Source organism: Tropicimonas sp. IMCC34011, from assembly GCF_003390865.1.
Lineage (GTDB): Bacteria > Pseudomonadota > Alphaproteobacteria > Rhodobacterales > Rhodobacteraceae > Tropicimonas_B.
This window is the reverse complement of the sequence record NZ_QMEJ01000002.1, coordinates 574,242-590,770: the sequence shown is the minus strand read 5'-3', so window position 1 is coordinate 590,770 and position 16,529 is coordinate 574,242. Positions and strand designations below refer to the sequence as shown.

Genomic DNA, 16,529 nt, shown 5'->3' with positions numbered 1-16,529 from the left:
CGCGAAGGCGGCGCCTGCCCGGATCATCCCGCGGAAAGGACGATCAGAAGGACGAGGGCGGTCATTTCCTGCCCGGCGTTCCGTCGAAATGCTTCTCGAGCCCGTCCCAGCAATCGACATAGTCGTCCTGCAATGGAGCCTCCTTCGCGGCGAATTCGGTCAGGTGCTGCGGGAAGCGGGTCTCGAACATGAAGGACATCGTGTCGTCCAGCTTGTCGGGGCCGAGCTCGGCGTTCGACGCCTTCTCGAACGCCTCCCGGTCGGGCCCGTGGGGCAGCATGCAATTGTGCAGGCTCATGCCGCCCGGAACGAAGCCCTGGGGCTTGGCGTCGTACTGGCCATAGATGTTGCCCATCATCTCGGACATGACGTTCCTGTGGTACCAGGGCGGGCGGAACGTGTCCTCCATCACCATCCATCGCTCCCGGAAGAGGACGAAATCGATGTTCGCGGTCCCTTCGACGCCGGACGGCGCGGTCAGCACCGTGAAGATGGACGGGTCCGGATGGTCGAACAGGATCGCGCCCACCGGACAGTAGGTCTTCAGGTCATACTTCACCGGTGCGTAATTGCCGTGCCAGGCCACCACGTCGAGCGGGGAATGCGGGATCTCGGAGCGGTGGAACTGACCGCACCATTTGACCGTCATGGTGGACGGTACCTCGCGGTCTTCGAAGGCGGCGACCGGCGTCTTGAAGTCCCGCCGGTTGGCCATGCAGTTGGCGCCGATCGGCCCGCGGCCCGGCAGGTCGAACTTCTGACCGTAATTCTCGCAGACGAAGCCGCGTGCCGGCCCTTCGAGCACCTCGACGCGGTAGACCAGCCCGCGCGGCAGGATCGCGATCTCCTGCGGGGCGACGTCGATGATGCCGAGCTCGGTGGCGAAGCGCAGGCGTCCTTCCTGGGGCACGACGAGAAGCTCGCCGTCGGCGGAGTAGAAATACTCGTCCTCCATGGAGGCCGTGACGAGGTAGATATGCGCCGACATGCCGGTCGCGACGTTCACGTCCCCCGCCGTGGTCATCGTGCGCATTCCCGTCAGCCAGGTCAGGGCCTCGTCCGAATGGGGGACGGGATCCCAGCGGTACTGACCGAGGGAGGTCACGTCCTGCGGAATGTGCGGCGCGGTCTTCCAGTAGGGCAGGTCGATCCGCTTGTAGCGGCCCTGGTGCTTGACCGAAGGCCGGATGCGATAGCACCACGTCCGCTCGTTCTGGTGGCTCGGCGCGGTGAAGGCAGTGCCCGAAAGCTGCTCGCCATAGAGGCCGTAATTCACCTTCTGCGGCGAGTTCATGCCCTGGGGCAGGGCGCCCGGAAGCGCCTCCGTCTCGAAGTCGTTGCCGAAGCCTGGCATGTAGCCCGCCGTCGTGCCCTGCGGCGTGGTGGCCTGGAGCAGGCCCGACAGGCGCGTCTGATCGTTCATCGTGGCTCCCCCGGTCGAAAGGTTGCTCTCAGGGGTAATGGTTGTATTTGTAACCAACAAGAGAGTTCCCGAGGAGCGCCCATGTCCGAGTTCGACCTGCGTACGTTTCTGCCCTACCTGCTCAACCAGGCCGCGGAGGAGACCAGCCTCGGCTTCTCCCGCGTCTACAAGGACCGCTACGGCATGCTGCGGACGGAATGGCGCGTGCTGTTCCACCTCGGCCGCTACGGCGACATGACGGCGGCGGAGATCGGGCGCCGCGCGAAGATGCACAAGACGAAGATCAGCAGGGCTGTCGCGGCACTGGAAGCGAAGCGGTTCGTCACCCGGCGGGAGGATTCGGCCGATCGCAGGCGCGAGACGCTGACGCTTTCCGCGCAGGGCCGACGCGCCTTCGACGATCTCGTCGTCGTCGCCGAGGCCCATGACACGCGGCTGACCGCGAACCTTTCTGCGGGCGAGCGCGCGGTGCTGATCGACTGCCTCCAGCGCCTCGCCGGGTTCGGCAAGGGGGTGGAGCCGGCGATTGATGGTTACAAACAAGACGAATACCAATAAACAGCCGGCGGCTCCGGAGGAGGGGGCCGCGCCGGTCGGCGGCGGGAGGCCGGGAAAGCCCTTCGGTACCGCGTCGTCCGGACAGACCGGCATGAGAAACAATCTTTCCGGGAGGATCAGAATGAGTGTCTACGTCCGTGGCCTGACGGCTGCTGCAACCCTCGCCATGCTTGGCGGGACCGCCGCCGCGCAGGAGACCGAGCTCGTCATGTCGAGCTGGCTGCCGCCGCGCCATCCGATCGTGGTGAACGCGATGAAGCCCTGGGCCGAAGAGGTCGCCGAGGTGACGGACAGCCGCGTCACCGTGCGCGTGCTCGCCTCCCCTCTCGGCGCGCCGCCTGCCCACTTCGACATGGCCCGCGACGGCGTGGCGGACATCACCTACGGCCTGCACTCGTTCAGCCAGGACGACCGCTTCGATGCGAGCGAAGTGGGGCAGTTCTCCTTCATCGGTGACGATGCCGTCAGCCTGTCCGAGGCGTTCTACACCGTCTATACCGAGGATCTCGGGGCCGCCGAAGACCACGAGGGCACCCACATCCTCGGCCTCTTCACCCATGGGCCCGGCGCCTTCCATAACGGCCGGCGCGCGATCGAGACGCCGGCCGACTTCGAGGGGCTAAAGATCCGTGTGCCGGGCGGCTACACCGCCACGCTGATGGAAGGTCTCGGCGCGACGCCGATCTTCACTTCCTCCACCGAGGTCTACGAGCAGCTGTCCCGCGGCGTGATCGACGGTGCGACCTTCACCAAGGAAGCGCTGACCGCCTTCAACCTCACGGACGACATCGCCTATACGACGACCGTCCCGGGCGGCATGTACAACACGACATGGTTCCTCGTGATGAACGAGGACGCGTGGGACGGGATCTCCGCGGAGGATCAGGAGGCGATAGAGGGCATTTCCGGTCTCGCCTTCGCCGAGCGCGTCGGAACGGCATGGAACGATGCCGATACCGCCGCCGAAGCGGAGATCGAGGAGGCCGGCATCGAGACGAGCCCCGCGAACGAGGAGGTCCTCGCCGCGATCAGGGAGGTCGCGTCGCAGGCGGAAGAGGACTGGGCGGACAGCCTCCCCGAGGGTCAGGACGGCCTCGCCGCGCTCGCGCGCCTGCGCGAGATGACCGGCGTCGAAGGTCCTGCGAACTGATGATGCGCCATCTCGTTAGCGGGCTCGAGATTGTCTCGGGCCTGCTTCTCGTCGCGCTGATGACCGTGACCGGGATGGACGTGATCGGGCGGTATCTCTTCGACAGGCCGCTGCCGGGGGCGTTCGAGATGACCGAACTGCTTCTCGCCGCCCTGGTCTTCGCGGCCCTGCCGCTCGTCAGCCGTTCGGGCGGGCACGTCGAGGTCGACCTGTTCGACAGCTTCCTTTCGCCGAAAGCGCGCCGGGCCCTGCTGTGGATCGGCGCGGCGGTGGCGTTCTGCGTCCTGATGGTCTTCGCGTGGCGGCTGGTGCTGCACGGTCTGCAACAGGCCGCAGTCGGGTCGCGCTCGATCTCCCTGGGCATCCCGTTCGCGCCGGTCTCTTTCTTCGGCGCGGCCGGATGTGTCGCGGCGGCGCTGTTCGGCCTCGTCCGGGCGATACGGGCATGACCGAAAGCCTGATCGGGATAGGGATCCTCCTCGCGCTCGTCTTCGCGCGGGTGCCCATCGGGTTCGCCATGGCGCTGGTCGGCGGGGCCGGCTTCGCGCTCCTGCGCAATATCGAGGCCGCTGGCGCGATGATCGGCACGACGGTCTTCGAGACGGGAATGAGCTATACCCTCTCCGTCCTGCCGCTCTTCATCTTCATGGGCAATGTGCTGGCGCAGTCCGGCATCGCGCAGGGTCTCTTCGCCGGAGCCGACCGGATCTTCGGCCGGATGCGCGGCGGGCTGGCTCTGGCCACGGTGATCAGCTGCGGAGGTTTCTCTGCGGTCTCCGGATCCTCGCTCGCCACCGCCGCCACGATGAGCCGCGTGGCGCTGCCGCCGATGCGGAAATACGGCTACGACGACAGTCTCGCCTCGGGCGCCATCGCGGCGGGCGGCACGCTCGGCATCCTGATCCCGCCCTCCGTCATCCTCATCATCTACGGACTGCTGACCGAGAGCGATATCGGGGACCTCTTCATCGCGGGCCTTCTGCCCGGCGCGCTCGGCGTCCTGCTCTACCTCGTTGCCGTGATGGTCACCGTGCGCCTCGATCCGTCCCGCGCGCCGGACGTTTCGGAGGTCGTTCCGATGTCCCGGCGGGACACGGTGGGCGTTCTGGGAACGCTCGCGCTCTTCATCTTCATTATGGGCGGCATCTACGGCGGCGTCTTCACCCCCATCGAGGCGGGCGGCATGGGCGCGCTCTTCGCTGTCCTCCTCGCCGTGGCGATCCGCGGCCTCGACTGGGCGGGCTTCCGAACGGCCCTTCGCGAGACGGTTCTCGCGACGGCGATGATCTTCGCCATCATCATCGGTGCGGAAATCTTCTCCACCTTCATCAACTTCGCAGGCCTGCCGATGGCGCTGGTGGATCTGATCTACGAGCTCGACCTGTCGCCCTGGCTCGTGATCGGGGCGATGGTGGCGATCTACTTGGTGATGGGCTGCGTCTTCGAGAGCCTCTCGATGATCCTTCTGACGGTGCCGGTGTTCTACCCCGTCGTGCAGCAGCTCGATTTCGGAGGTGGGTTGCTGGGAAATCCGGACGACGTTCTGATCTGGTTCGCCATCGTCGTGGTCGTGGTGACCGAGATCAGCCTGATCACGCCGCCGGTGGGGATGAACGTCTTCGTCATGCGCTCCGTCATTCCTGATATCGAGCTGATGACGGTATTCCGTGGGGTGCTGCCGTTCTGGATCGCGGACCTCGTGCGGCTCGCGATCCTGATCTTCATCCCGTGGTTCTCGCTCGCGCTGCTCTGATCCTCAGACGATTGCGGACCACACCAGCCGGAGGGAAATCACGCCGAGGATCGCCAGGATGATCTTGTCGAAGGTCGCCCGGTCGATGCGCCGGGCGAGGCGCGCGCCCACGGGCATCCCGGCGAAGAGAGGCGCAAGCGCGGCGACGCTCAGGATCATCCGCTCGAACGACAGGATGCCGAGGCCGTAGAGGAAGGGGATCTGCACCACGGCAGACGCCGCGAAGAAGGTGGAGATCGTCACGATGAACGTCGCCCGCTCGAGCGAGATCGCGTTCAGGAAGGTGATCGAGACCGGGGCCGAGATCCCCGTCGCGCCCTGCAGGACGCCTCCCAGCAGCCCCGCCGGCACGGAGAGCCGGGCGGCAAGGGCTTCGCCGAGACGCCAGCCGGGCTGGAGGAGGCGGAAGCAGATGTAGAGCAGCACCGCGAGCGCGACGATCAGCAGGAGCAGGTCCGGCGCGAAGGCGGCCAGCATCAGTGAGCCCGTCACCGTGCCGACCGCGCCCGCGACGGCGAAGCCCCAGATCAGGAGGGGCCGGGGCCGGCTCTCTCGAAAATGCCATGCCTGCCACGAGTTGGAGACGAGGCTGGGCACGGTCATGACCGCGACGGCGAGAGGCACATCGTAGAGCATGGACAGAAGGGGGATCGCGAGCAGCGGCGCGCCTGCGCCGGTGGCCCCTTTCAGGACCCCGCCGATGAAGAGCGATACGCCTCCGATTATGAGCCCCGTCAGGTCCATCGCGCCCGTCCTAGTCCCTGCGCGCGGCGGCGTCGAGTTGCCCTGGCGGATCTGACCGGGGTGTGGCGAACGCGCGGCTCATCCCCCCGCTGACATCCCGCGGGCGAGGGCCGCGACCTCCGCCATCGAGGACAGGCTCCTGCGTTCGAGAAGCAGCCGCCTTGCCGTGCGGAGGGCGACGGCTTCGCAGGCCGCGCGGGTGGGTACATCCGCGATCATCTCGAAATCCTCGACATGGGAGATACCGAGGATTCGGCGGATCATCTTGGCCCCGGCAAAGCCGAGCGTCTCTGCGAAGATGTCCCTGAGCCGCGCGTCGATGAAGGCATCCGAGGCGCCATCCCCCGCAACCTCCGGGATCAGGGTGCCGTCCGCATCCGGCCGGGCCAGCGTCCTGAACTCCCCGGCAAAGACCGTCCAGAGACCCGCCACGGTCTCCAGGATCCACTCGGCGTGATCCGTCCGGTCCCCGGCATGGCCGGGCTGGCTTGCGTGGGCGAGGAGGAGGTTGCCGATCAGCGCGCCGATATCGAAGGCCATCGGCCCCATGAAGGCCCATTCGGGGTCGATCACGCGGGTATCGCCGGGCCGCACCATCACCGATCCGGTATGCAGATCGCCGTGAACCAGCGCCTCCGCCCGGCTTCGGAAGATATGCTTCATCTCCGTCGCCGCGGCCTTCAGCGCGCCGTCCGAGCGAAACTCGGCCGCGAGCGTCTCCTGCCCGGGTGTGAGCCGGTTCAGAGGTGCGGTCCAGTAGGGACCGGTGAACACCACGTCCTGCGTCGTCTCGGAGAGAACCGAATTGCCGGCGAACGCCTCCACGAGCCGCGCTTTCTGGGAGGTCGTCATTACGTGGTCCGAGGTCAGGACCAGCGTTCGGGCGAGATACCGCCCGAGGTCCTGCGCGAGCCGGGGGAAGCGGCGCCCGGCCACGAGGGCATGCCTCAGGACGACGTGCTCGCTCAGGTCCTCCATGACGAGCAGCGCCAGATCCTCGCGCCAGCCGATCAGCTCCGGCAGCTGACCGGGCGCGTGCCTTGCGTGCTCGATCATCGCCCGGTGCTCGAACGTCGCGCGGGAGACGGGAAAGGGCCAGCTCTCCCCGATGGCGCGGATATAGGGCAGCGCCTGTTTCACCACGACCGATCCCGCCGGCCCGCGGACGCGGAAGACGGCGTTCATGTTGCCGTCGCTGATCTCGCCCGCGCTCCAGCTGTCCGGCCCGCCGCCGAGACGCTCCGGCACGCCGGGCAGATCGGCGAGGAGCCGGGGCAGGGCGGCCGCGTCAAGTTCGGCGTAGCCGGGAGGAACTGGATAGCTTTTCGTCATGCCGCTCATCTGGGGCGCGGCGGCGGCCCCGCCAGTGGGCCCTAGAACAATGCCGTGAGAAAAGGTTACCACGGGTGTCTTCCGCGCCGTGTCCCGGCGCAAGCTGGGCGAAACGTCCGAGGAGATGCCAAGATGAGACGACCCCGCGCCGCCCTTTGGGCCTCCCTCCTTGCCGCCATGGCCGGCGCCGCGACCGCCGAAACCGATCCCGCCGATTGGGATGGGGTGCTGGAGGCTGCCGAGGGACAGACCGTCTACTGGAACGCCTGGGGCGGCGATCCGCGCACCAATGCCTATATCGAATGGGCCGCGGACGAGGTCCTCTCCCGGTTCGGCGTCGAGCTGGAGCTGGTGAAGCAGTCGGACATCTCCGCCGCGATCTCCACCGTCCTGTCGGAGAAGAGCGCCGGCAAGGACGAGGGCGGCTCCATCGACCTGCTCTGGATCAACGGCGAGAACTTCGCCGCGATGAAGGAAAAGGACCTGCTCTTCGGCCCCTGGGCGGAAGACCTGCCGAACTGGTCGCTTCTGGGGGCCGAGGACAATCCGGCCCTGACCGAGGATTTCACCGTGCCCACCGAGGGGCTCGAGGCCCCGTGGAGCATGGCGCAGGTGGTCTTCTATCACGACAGCGCCCGTGTGCCCGAGCCGCCGAAGACGGTCCGGGATCTGCTTGACTGGACACGCGCGAACGAGGGTCGTTTCACCTACCCCCAACCGCCGAACTTCCTCGGAACGACGTTTCTCAAGCAGGCTCTTCTCGGCCTCGTTGAAGATACAGGCCCGCTCTACGCGCCTGTCTCGGACGCCGATTACGAGGCGGTCACGGCGCCGCTCTGGGACTGGCTCGGTGAGCTGACGCCGACCCTCTGGCGCTCCGGTGCGGCCTATCCGCAATCGGGGCCGGCGCAGCGGCAGCTGATGGCGGACGGGGAGATCGACATCGCGATCTCCTTCAGCCCCGCCGAAGCCTCCGCCGCCATCGCGAATTTCGAACTGCCGGAGAGCGTCAGGACCTATGTCCTCGACGGTGGCACGATCGGCAACGCCAATTTCCTCGCCATTCCCTACAACGCGACCGCCAAGGAGGGCGCGATGGTGGTGGCGAACTTCCTGATGTCCCCCGAGGCGCAGGCGCGCAAGCAGGATCCCGAGGTCCTGGGCGCCCTGACCGTGCTCGATGTCGCTGCTCTCGGCGAGGAGGACCGCGCGCTCTTCGAGGATCTGGACCTAGGGATCGCGACGCTCACCCCCGAAGAGCTGGGATCGCCCCTGGCCGAGCCTCATCCGAGCTGGATGGAGCGGATCGAGGAGGACTGGGACCGCCGCTACGGTGCCGGTCAGTAAGGCCGCGGGCTCGGTGAGGGAGGCTCGCATCCTGGCGGCGCCGATGCGCCCGGGCCGTCGGCCACGGCTTCTGCCACTCGCGCCGCTCTTCACCCTCGTGGTGCTCCTGGGGCCGGTGGCGGCGGGGCTGATCGGCGTCCTTGCGCCCGCCTTCGGCTACTATCCGGCGCTCGGGGCGACCGAGCTGTCGCTCGCGCCTGTCCGCTCGCTGCTGGCGTGGCCGGGACTGGGCGGCGCGGTGCGTCTCTCGGCGGTCACCGCGCTTGCCTCAACCGCCCTCGCCCTTGGCGTGACGCTGCTCATCTGCGCCGCCTGGCATGGCACGCGCGCGTTCGGCGCCATCGAGCGGCTGCTCTCGCCGCTTCTCTCGGTGCCCCATGCCGCGGCGGCGCTGGGGCTTGCCTTCCTGATCTCCCCCTCTGGCTGGATCATTCGCGCGCTATCCCCCTGGGCGACGGGATGGGACCTGCCGCCGGACGTCCTGATCGTGGGCGATCCGGCGGGCCTTGCCCTGATCGCGGGGCTGGCCGCAAAGGAGATCCCGTTCCTTCTTTTGATGACACTCGCGGCCCTGTCGCAAATCCCGGCGCGCCGCAGCGTTCTTCTAGCGCAGACGCAAGGCTACGGCCGTGTCACGGCGTGGGTGAAGACGGTCTTCCCGCGTGTCTACCCGCAGATCCGGCTGCCGATCTACGCCGTCCTCGCGTTCTCCGCCTCGGTGGTGGACGTGGCGGTGATCCTCGGTCCCTCGACGCCGCCGCCGCTGTCGGTCCAGATACTGCGCTGGCTGAACGATCCGGACCTGTCGATGCGGTTCGAGGCGGGGGCCGGGGCTGTGCTGCAATTCGGGATCGTCCTGTCGCTGCTGGCACTCTGGCGCTGCGGCGAACTGGCCCTCGCGCGCGCCGGAACCGCCTGGATCGCGCGGGGCGCGCGCGGGCGGGCGGATGCGGCATGGCGGGGGCTCGCCGCACTCGCCGCCGGGCTCTCGGCCGGGGCCGTCCTGCTGGCCGTCGCGGGACTTGCGGTCTGGTCCTTCGCCGGCTTCTGGAGCTTTCCGGATGCGCTGCCGGCCGGCCTGACCTTGCGGTCCTGGGAGGGGCAGCTGCCGGGGCTGGCCGAGCTCACCGGCACCACGATCCTGATCGCGGCGGTCGCTACCATCATCTCGCTCCTGCTCGTCCTCGCCTGCCTCGAAGCCGAGTATCGCCATGGCCTCCGCCCGGGCACGAGGGCGCTCTGGCTTCTCTACATCCCGCTCATCGTGCCGCAGACGACGTTCGTGACGGGCCTTCAGACGCTTGCCATCGGAACGGGGCTGGCCGGGCCCACCGGATCGGTCATCGCCGCGCATGTCGTCTTCGTGCTGCCATACGTCTTCCTCTCCCTCGGCGATCCGTTCCGGGCCTGGGATCCGCGCTACGGACTTGCGGCGGCGACGCTAGGGGCAGGTCCGGACCGGCTTCTCTGGCAGGTTCGCCTGCCGATGCTGCTTCGCCCGATCCTGACCGCAGCGGCCGTGGGCTTCGCCGTCTCCGTGGGGCAGTACCTGCCCACGCTGCTCCTTGGTCTCGGACGCGTTCCGACGCTGACGACGGAAGCCGTGGCGCTCTCCTCGGGCGGAGACAGGCGGCTGATCGGCGTCTATGCCATCACCCAGACGGCGGTGCCGCTCCTCGGCTTCGCCGCGGCCATCGCGCTTCCCGCCGTCGCGTTTCGAAACCGGAAGGGGCTCGCATGACAGACGGATTGTCGCTCGAGGGGGTCAGGATCGCCCTGCGGGGCGTGCCGCTCGTCTCGCTGGACGTCCGGATCGCGCCGGGCGAGGTCCTGACGATCATGGGCCCCTCGGGGTCCGGCAAGTCGACGCTTCTGTCGCTGCTCGTCGGAGCCTGTCCGCCCGAATTCGAGACCCGGGGGCGTGTGCTGCTGGGCGGACGCGACCTTGCCGGGCTCGGCCCGAGGGAACGCCGGATCGGACTGCTCTTCCAGGACGACCTGCTCTTTCCGCATATGTCCGTCGGCGCCAATCTCGCCTTCGCCCTGCCGCCCTCGCTCAAGGGCCGCAGGGCGCGGCGGCGCGCGGTGGAGGCGGCGCTCGAGGATGCGGAGCTTGCAAGCTTCGCGGATCGCGATCCCGCCACGCTGTCAGGCGGGCAGCGCTCCCGCGTCGCGTTGATGCGGACGCTTCTCGGCGAGCCGCAGGCGCTCCTCCTCGACGAACCCTTCTCCCGCCTCGACGCGAACCTCCGCGAGAGCCTGCGAGGTTTCGTCTTCGACCGCATTCGCGCCCGCGGCATACCGGCGCTTCTCGTCACTCACGATGCCGAGGATGCCGCCGCCGCCGGGGGCCGCGTGGTGGACCCGCTCGGCCGCGGCGCCGGCACTCAGGCGAAGGCGGCCAGCTTGTCGTAGAAGTGGGCGAAGATGTCGTCCCGCGCGATATCGTAGGCTTCCCGGATCTCGTGCCGCCCCTGCGCTAGGGAGAAGCGCAGGTCCTCCCCGAGGACGGGGGAGGGGGTGAGGAATGTCGGCACCCAGGCCGGGTTCACGAGCCATGCGATATCGATCATGTCCCAGATCACCCAGGTCCGCCGGGCGGTGTCCGCCGTGGCGAACATGCGGTGAAGAGGGTTTCGGTCGTAAAGCTGCCAGAGCGCGTCCCCGAGCGCCCCGCGGCCTTTCACGAAGAGCTCCATTTCCGGCCGCGAGATGCGCAGCTGCGCGCCGACATGGTAGCCCGGCAGGTAGGCCAGCGGCACGCCGCAATCGAAGAGCAGGCGCGCGGCATGGGGGTCCTGCACGAGGTTGAGCGCGGGCCACTGGTCGTGCGGCTGGCGGGAGGGGAAGCCGGCGGTCCAGATCACGACAATACGGCCCGCGATCTCGGGCGCGCGGACAAGGGCGGCGGCGACATTGGTCAGGCAGCCCATCGCCGCGACGTAAAGCGGGGCCTCGCCAGCAAGGGCCAGCTCGACGATTGCCTCGGCGCCTTCCGACCAGACGATGTCGTCCGGCCCCGTCATGTAGCGCGGAGCGCCGCGCAGGGCCGGGGTCTCGCCTGCGCCGCAGAGGCCGTGAATGCGCCGGATCTCGGCGTGGGACGCCTCCATGCCCGCGTCCGGCGTCACGAGCTCCGCGTCGAGACTGGCCGCGCTCCGCCCCTCGGCCGCGAGCCGTGCGGCCCAGGCCTGGTGCATGGGGCGACCCTGGCCTGCCTCCGCGCGGCGCAGTTCGGGAAGGTGGTGCCGGAAGGAGAACGGCTCGGCCACGCTTGCCTCCACCTGAACCCGCTCCGGTGTCATCAGTGCCCAGGCGAGGGCGAACTGGTCGTCGATCTCGTTGGCGCAGTCGGTGTCGATCACGAGACGGACGGGCGCGCCGTCCGGCGGGGCGAGGCGCATGCGGCGGAAGGCGGGGGAAAGATCCGGGAAGCTGGTCATGGCCCCCGATATACCAGTCCTCGCGCCGGGAACCACGGGGCCGCGCGCCCCCTTTTGCCCCGGCCGGCGCCGCGCGTAGGGTGCGGGCGGCAGATGAAGGAGAGACCATGCCCCTGACCGACGAGGCGAAGGCCGTCCTGCGGGACGTGACCACGGCGACCCTGACGACGATCCTGCTGAAGAAGGGTCTGCGCAATGTCTGGATCCGGGGCGCGATGCCGCTTCGGCCCGGCGAGGAGCGGCTCGTGGGGGAGGCCTTCACCATGCGCTTCGTTCCCGCGCGGGAAGACCTGGCGACGCCGGCCTCCTGGGCCAGCCCGATCTCCACCCGCACGGCCATCGAGGAGATGGCGCCCGGTCAGATCGCCGTGATCGACGCGATGGGGATCGCTGATGCGGGCGTGTTCGGGGACATCCTGTGCGCGCGGATGGCGCAGAAGGGCGTGGGAGGCCTGATCACGGACGGCGCCGTGCGGGATATGGCCGGCGTCCGGGCGACGGGGTTGCCGGTCTGGTGCCGCGGCGTGGCCGCGCCGCCCTCCGTCGCCGGCCTGACCTTCGTCGGCTGGGGGGAGACCATCGGCTGCGGCGGTGTCGCGGTGCTCGCCGGGGACGTGATCGTCGCGGACGAGGACGGCGCCGTGGTGATCCCGCAGGCGCTTCTGGACGAGGTGGTGGCGGAGGCTCCGGCGCAGGAGCAGATGGAAGGCTGGATCATCGACGAGGTCGGCCGCGGCGCCCGTCTCCCCGGCCTCTACCCGATGAACGAGGAAACCAGGGCCCGCTACGAGACATGGCTCGACCTCGGCCGGCGCCGCGACGAGACGAGCTGAAGGGACGCGTCCAGCGATTTTTCCGGGAGCCGCCGGGGTGGGCGGCGCCCGTCATGATGAAGCCGGACGCCGCCCGCCGGTTTGGGGCCGGTCATCGTCAAAGGGCCAGAACCACAATTACTTGAGACCCCACTTGCGAACTGTTCGCAACAGCGTATGTATCGGATGCAGGCGCCGGACGTCGGAGTGCGGCCCGATATCAGCCTATGGGAGTCATCATGCATAGACCGACCCGCCTCATGCTTGCCGGGACCGCGCTCGTAGCGCTCGCCGCGCCCGCGCGGGCACAGGACGGGGAGCCGATGAAAGTGGTCACCACCTTCACCGTCCTCGCCGACATGGCGCAGAACGTGGCCGGGGACGCGGCCGAGGTCGTGTCGGTGACCAAGCCCGGCGCGGAGATCCACGGCTACGAGCCGACCCCGCGGGACATCGTCCGGACACAAGATGCCGACCTCCTGCTCTGGAACGGTCTGAACCTGGAGCTCTGGTTCGAGCAGTTCCTCGCCAATCTCGGCGAAGTGCCCTCCGCCACGCTGACGGATGGGATCGACGCGATCCCGATCGCGGAAGGGGCCTACGAGGGCCAGTCGAACCCGCATGCCTGGATGGGCCTCGAGAATGCCGCCCGCTACGTCGACAATATCGTCTCGGCCTTTTCGGAGGTGGATCCGGACAACGCTGCCAACTACGAGGCCAACGGGGCGGCCTACAAGGAAGAGATCCGCGCGACCATCGAGCCCCTACGCGAGCGCATCGCGACGATCCCCGAGGACCAGCGCTGGCTGGTGACCTGCGAAGGCGCGTTTTCCTACCTCGCGCGCGACTTCGGGCTGAAGGAGCTCTATCTCTGGCCGATGAACGCGGATCAGACGGGGACGCCGCAGCAGGTTCGCAAGGTGATCGACGGGGTGCGCGACAACGACGTGCCGGTGGTCTTCTGCGAAAGCACGGTGAACACCGCGCCGGCCCGGCAGGTCGCGCGGGAGACGGGCGCGGAATACGGCGGCGAGCTCTACGTCGACTCGCTCTCCGCCGCCGATGGCCCCGTGCCGAGCTACCTCGATCTTCTCCGCGTGACCTCCGAAACGGTCGCGAACGGCCTCGCGCCCGCGGCGGAGTGACAGAGGGCGAGGGGGGGCTTCGCAGCCCCCTGATGACAACAGGTGCGGGGCCGGGGACATGGCGGCCCGCCATTCAGGGATCAGACATGCTCGACACCACGGCCGACATCGACAGGACAACCGCCGCGGATGGACCCGCGGGCGGGATCTACGCGGACGACGTGACGGTCACCTACCGCAACGGGCATACCGCGCTCTCCCATGCCAGCTTCGGCATCCCCCGCGGCACGGTCACCGCGCTTGTCGGCGTGAACGGGGCCGGTAAATCCACCCTCTTCAAGGCGATCATGGGGTTCGTTCCGGCGGCGCGCGGGGAGATCCGGCTTCTGGGTCGCAGCGTGAAGGAGGCGCTGCGGGAGAACCTCGTCGCCTACGTTCCGCAATCGGAGGAGGTCGACTGGGCCTTCCCGGTGCTGGTCGAGGACGTCGTGATGATGGGGCGCTACGGCCATATGGGATTTCTGCGACGCCCCAAACCGGCGGACCGGGCGGCGGTGGACGAGGCGCTTGCGCGCGTGAACATGCAGGAGTTCCGGCACCGCCAGATCGGCGAGCTCTCGGGCGGTCAGCGCAAGCGCGTGTTCCTCGCCCGGGCCCTCGCCCAGGACGGCCGGGTGATCCTGCTGGACGAGCCGTTCACCGGCGTCGACGTGAGGACCGAGGAGCAGATCATCGTTCTGCTGAAGGAGCTGAAGGCCGAGGGGCGGGTGATGCTCGTCTCCACCCATAATCTCGGCTCCGTGCCCGAGTTCTGCGACCGGTGCGTCCTCGTGAAGGGGACGGTGCTGGCCCACGGACCGACGGAGACGACCTTCACCCGCGCCAATCTCGAACAAGCCTTCGGCGGTGTCCTGCGCCACTTCACGCTCGGCGGGGCAGACCTGCACGAGGATCACGACGCGGATGCCCGCTCGATCTCCATCTTCACCGACGACGAGCGACCGCTCGTCCATTACGGCGACCGGCCGCGGACGCAGGGCGAGGGCGAGTAGATGGACCTTCTGCTCGAGCCGTTCGGCTATTCCTACATGACGAACGCGATGTGGGTCTCGGCCATGGTGGGAGCGGTCTGCGCGTTCCTGTCGGTCTATCTCATGCTCAAGGGATGGTCGCTGATCGGTGACGCGCTCTCCCATTCCGTGGTTCCGGGCGTCGCCGGGGCGTACATGCTCGGACTGCCCTTCGCGCTCGGCGCGTTCCTCGCAGGCGGACTGGCGGCGGGGGCGATGCTTTTCCTGTCGGACCGCTCGGGGCTCAAGGTGGACGTGATCATCGGCCTCATCTTCACCGCCTTCTTCGGGCTCGGCCTGTTTCTCGTCTCGATCAACCCGATGTCGGTCTCGATCCAGACCATCACGATGGGCAACATCCTCGCCATCACGCCCGGTGACACGCTTCAGCTTGCGATCATCGGTGCAGTGTCGCTGACGGTCCTTCTGCTGAAATGGAAGGATCTCATGGTCACCTTCTTCGACGAAAACCATGCGCGATCCATCGGGCTGCGGCCGGGCCTTCTCAAGGCGGTCTACTTCGTCCTTCTCTCCGCCGCCGTCGTCGCCGCGATGCAGACGGTTGGAGCGTTTCTCGTCATCGCCATGGTGGTGACGCCGGGGGCGACGGCCTACCTGCTGTGCGACCGGTTCCCGCGGCTCCTGATGCTCTCCGTCGCGATCGGCGCGGGGACGAGCTTTTTCGGCGCCTATGCCAGCTACTTCCTCGACGGGGCGACGGGGGGCGTGATCGTCACCCTTCAAACGCTGATCTTCCTTGCCGCTTTCGTCTTCGCACCCAAGCACGGCCTCCTGGCGGCGAAGCGCAAGGCACGGGCGGCGCTGAGGGAACCTCTGCCCCTCGGGGCGACAGGGGAGCCGGCGGAATGACCTTCGAGACGCTTCTCCTGCCGGTTCAGTTTCCATTCATGCTCAAGGCCTTCGCCATCGCCGCCATCGTGGCGGTGCCGACGGCGCTGCTCTCCTGTTTCCTCGTTCTCAAGGGCTGGGCGCTGATGGGAGATGCGGTCAGCCATTCCATCCTGCCTGGCATCGTGCTGGCCTGGATCACGGGCATCCCGCTTATCGTCGGAGCCTTCGCCGCCGGAATGGGCTGCGCGCTCCTGACCGGTTACCTCGCCGAGAACAGCCGGGTGAAGCAGGATACGGTGATGGGTGTCGTCTTCTCGGGCATGTTCGGGGTCGGCATCATCCTCTACACCTCGATCGACACGAACCAGCATCTCGATCACGTCCTGTTCGGCAACATGCTCGGGGTCGGGACGCAGGACCTCTGGACCGCGGGTCTGATCGCGCTCGCCGTATCGGGGGTTCTTCTGGTGAAGTGGAAGGACTTGCTTCTCCACGCGTTCGATCCGGCGCAGGCTCAAGCGAGCGGTCTGAGGACGAACTGGCTGCATTACGGCCTTCTGTCCATCCTCTCCCTGACCATCGTCGCAACGCTCACCTCCACCGGCCTGATCCTCGCCGTGGGGCTTCTGATCGCGCCGGGAGCCATCGCCTTCCTGACGGTCCGGAGCTTCGGAAAGATGATGGCGGTCGCGGTGACGGTCTGCCTCTTGTCGATGCTCGGCGGTGTCTATGCCAGCTTCTGGCTCGACAGCGCGCCAGCCCCGACGGTGATCCTGATCCTGACGGCGATGTTCCTCGTCGCGTTCATCCTGCGGCTGCGGGCGACCCGGGCCGCGTCGCGGCGGCTGGACCCTGCCGAGACCTGACGTCGCCTCACGTGCGCGTCTCATCCCCCGCGCCGGGCTAGCGTCATCGCGCCCGGCCCGGTTGGGTTCCTGCGGGAGAAGAGGAGCGACCGAC

General features: G+C 68.1%; 16 protein-coding genes. 12 read left to right on the top strand and 4 right to left on the bottom strand.

The genetic code is table 11. The features are described from left to right. Nucleotides 1-61 precede the first annotated feature (61 nt). Complete coding sequence (gene hmgA / locus DQG15_RS09195) at nucleotides 62-1,423, bottom strand: homogentisate 1,2-dioxygenase (RefSeq protein WP_116084605.1); 1,362 nt, start codon at nucleotides 1,421-1,423, stop codon at nucleotides 62-64. Between the two features lie 81 nt (nucleotides 1,424-1,504). Here hmgA and DQG15_RS09190 point away from each other — a divergent pair, with 81 nt between their 5' ends. The 4 genes from DQG15_RS09190 (at nucleotide 1,505) to DQG15_RS09175 (ending at nucleotide 4,884) form a co-directional block, all read left to right on the top strand. Next, on the top strand, nucleotides 1,505-1,981 hold the full coding sequence (locus DQG15_RS09190; RefSeq protein ID WP_116084603.1) for a MarR family winged helix-turn-helix transcriptional regulator: 477 nt from the start codon (nucleotides 1,505-1,507) through the stop codon (nucleotides 1,979-1,981). 121 nt (nucleotides 1,982-2,102) lie between these two features. Continuing rightward, on the top strand, nucleotides 2,103-3,131 hold the full coding sequence (locus DQG15_RS09185; RefSeq protein WP_232830777.1) for a TRAP transporter substrate-binding protein: 1,029 nt from the start codon (nucleotides 2,103-2,105) through the stop codon (nucleotides 3,129-3,131). Beyond that, nucleotides 3,131-3,580 carry a TRAP transporter small permease gene (locus tag DQG15_RS09180; protein ID WP_116084601.1) on the top strand — a complete coding sequence of 150 codons (450 nt, stop codon included), beginning with the start codon at nucleotides 3,131-3,133 and terminating at the stop codon, nucleotides 3,578-3,580. Before DQG15_RS09185 ends, DQG15_RS09180 begins: the two co-directional genes overlap by 1 nt. Beyond that, nucleotides 3,577-4,884 carry a TRAP transporter large permease gene (locus DQG15_RS09175; RefSeq protein ID WP_116084600.1) on the top strand — a complete coding sequence of 436 codons (1,308 nt, stop codon included), beginning with the start codon at nucleotides 3,577-3,579 and terminating at the stop codon, nucleotides 4,882-4,884. Before DQG15_RS09180 ends, DQG15_RS09175 begins: the two co-directional genes overlap by 4 nt. A 3-nt stretch (nucleotides 4,885-4,887) precedes the next feature. Here the strand turns inward: DQG15_RS09175 and DQG15_RS09170 are convergent, their stop codons facing one another. After that, nucleotides 4,888-5,628, bottom strand: coding sequence for a sulfite exporter TauE/SafE family protein (locus tag DQG15_RS09170; RefSeq protein WP_116084598.1), 741 nt, complete (start codon nucleotides 5,626-5,628; stop codon nucleotides 4,888-4,890). A gap of 78 nt (nucleotides 5,629-5,706) precedes the next feature. Beyond that, nucleotides 5,707-6,969, bottom strand: a complete 1,263-nt coding sequence (gene mtnK / locus DQG15_RS09165) for an S-methyl-5-thioribose kinase (RefSeq protein ID WP_116084596.1) — start codon at nucleotides 6,967-6,969, stop codon at nucleotides 5,707-5,709. A gap of 123 nt (nucleotides 6,970-7,092) precedes the next feature. Between mtnK and DQG15_RS09160 the strand changes: the two genes are divergently transcribed. Genes DQG15_RS09160 through DQG15_RS09150 form a run of 3 tightly spaced genes read left to right on the top strand, consistent with a single transcriptional unit; the run spans nucleotide 7,093 to nucleotide 10,722 of the window. Further along, nucleotides 7,093-8,307: an ABC transporter substrate-binding protein gene (locus DQG15_RS09160; protein WP_116084595.1), complete on the top strand. Its 1,215-nt coding sequence runs from the start codon at nucleotides 7,093-7,095 to the stop codon at nucleotides 8,305-8,307. A 43-nt stretch (nucleotides 8,308-8,350) separates the two neighbouring features. Beyond that, a complete protein-coding gene (locus tag DQG15_RS09155) occupies nucleotides 8,351-10,048 on the top strand; it encodes an ABC transporter permease (protein WP_116084593.1) in 1,698 nt (565 codons plus the stop codon). Beyond that, the gene (locus DQG15_RS09150; RefSeq protein ID WP_116084591.1) at nucleotides 10,045-10,722 is read left to right on the top strand and encodes an ATP-binding cassette domain-containing protein; all 678 of its coding nucleotides are present in this window, start codon (nucleotides 10,045-10,047) and stop codon (nucleotides 10,720-10,722) included. Before DQG15_RS09155 ends, DQG15_RS09150 begins: the two co-directional genes overlap by 4 nt. Here the strand turns inward: DQG15_RS09150 and DQG15_RS09145 are convergent. Further along, entirely contained in the window at nucleotides 10,695-11,750 is a 1,056-nt protein-coding gene (locus DQG15_RS09145; protein ID WP_116084590.1) for a nucleoside hydrolase, read from the bottom strand. The genes DQG15_RS09150 and DQG15_RS09145 overlap by 28 nt on opposite strands. 107 nt (nucleotides 11,751-11,857) lie before the next feature. On the opposite strand from DQG15_RS09145, the gene DQG15_RS09140 reads away from it, so the two are divergent. The 5 genes from DQG15_RS09140 to DQG15_RS09120 all read left to right on the top strand — a co-directional run bounded on the left by DQG15_RS09140 (nucleotide 11,858) and on the right by DQG15_RS09120 (nucleotide 16,435). Next, on the top strand, nucleotides 11,858-12,583 hold the full coding sequence (locus DQG15_RS09140; protein ID WP_116084588.1) for a ribonuclease activity regulator RraA: 726 nt from the start codon (nucleotides 11,858-11,860) through the stop codon (nucleotides 12,581-12,583). Nucleotides 12,584-12,801: 218 nt separating this feature from the next. Further along, the gene (locus tag DQG15_RS09135) at nucleotides 12,802-13,707 is read left to right on the top strand and encodes a metal ABC transporter substrate-binding protein (protein WP_116084760.1); all 906 of its coding nucleotides are present in this window, start codon (nucleotides 12,802-12,804) and stop codon (nucleotides 13,705-13,707) included. Nucleotides 13,708-13,793: 86 nt separating this feature from the next. Continuing rightward, entirely contained in the window at nucleotides 13,794-14,699 is a 906-nt protein-coding gene (locus DQG15_RS09130) for a manganese/iron ABC transporter ATP-binding protein (protein ID WP_116084586.1), read from the top strand. Next, nucleotides 14,700-15,587: a metal ABC transporter permease gene (locus tag DQG15_RS09125; protein ID WP_116084585.1), complete on the top strand. Its 888-nt coding sequence runs from the start codon at nucleotides 14,700-14,702 to the stop codon at nucleotides 15,585-15,587. It begins immediately after the preceding gene. Then, nucleotides 15,584-16,435, top strand: a complete 852-nt coding sequence (locus DQG15_RS09120) for a metal ABC transporter permease (RefSeq protein ID WP_116084583.1) — start codon at nucleotides 15,584-15,586, stop codon at nucleotides 16,433-16,435. Before DQG15_RS09125 ends, DQG15_RS09120 begins: the two co-directional genes overlap by 4 nt. Nucleotides 16,436-16,529: the final 94 nt, after the last annotated feature.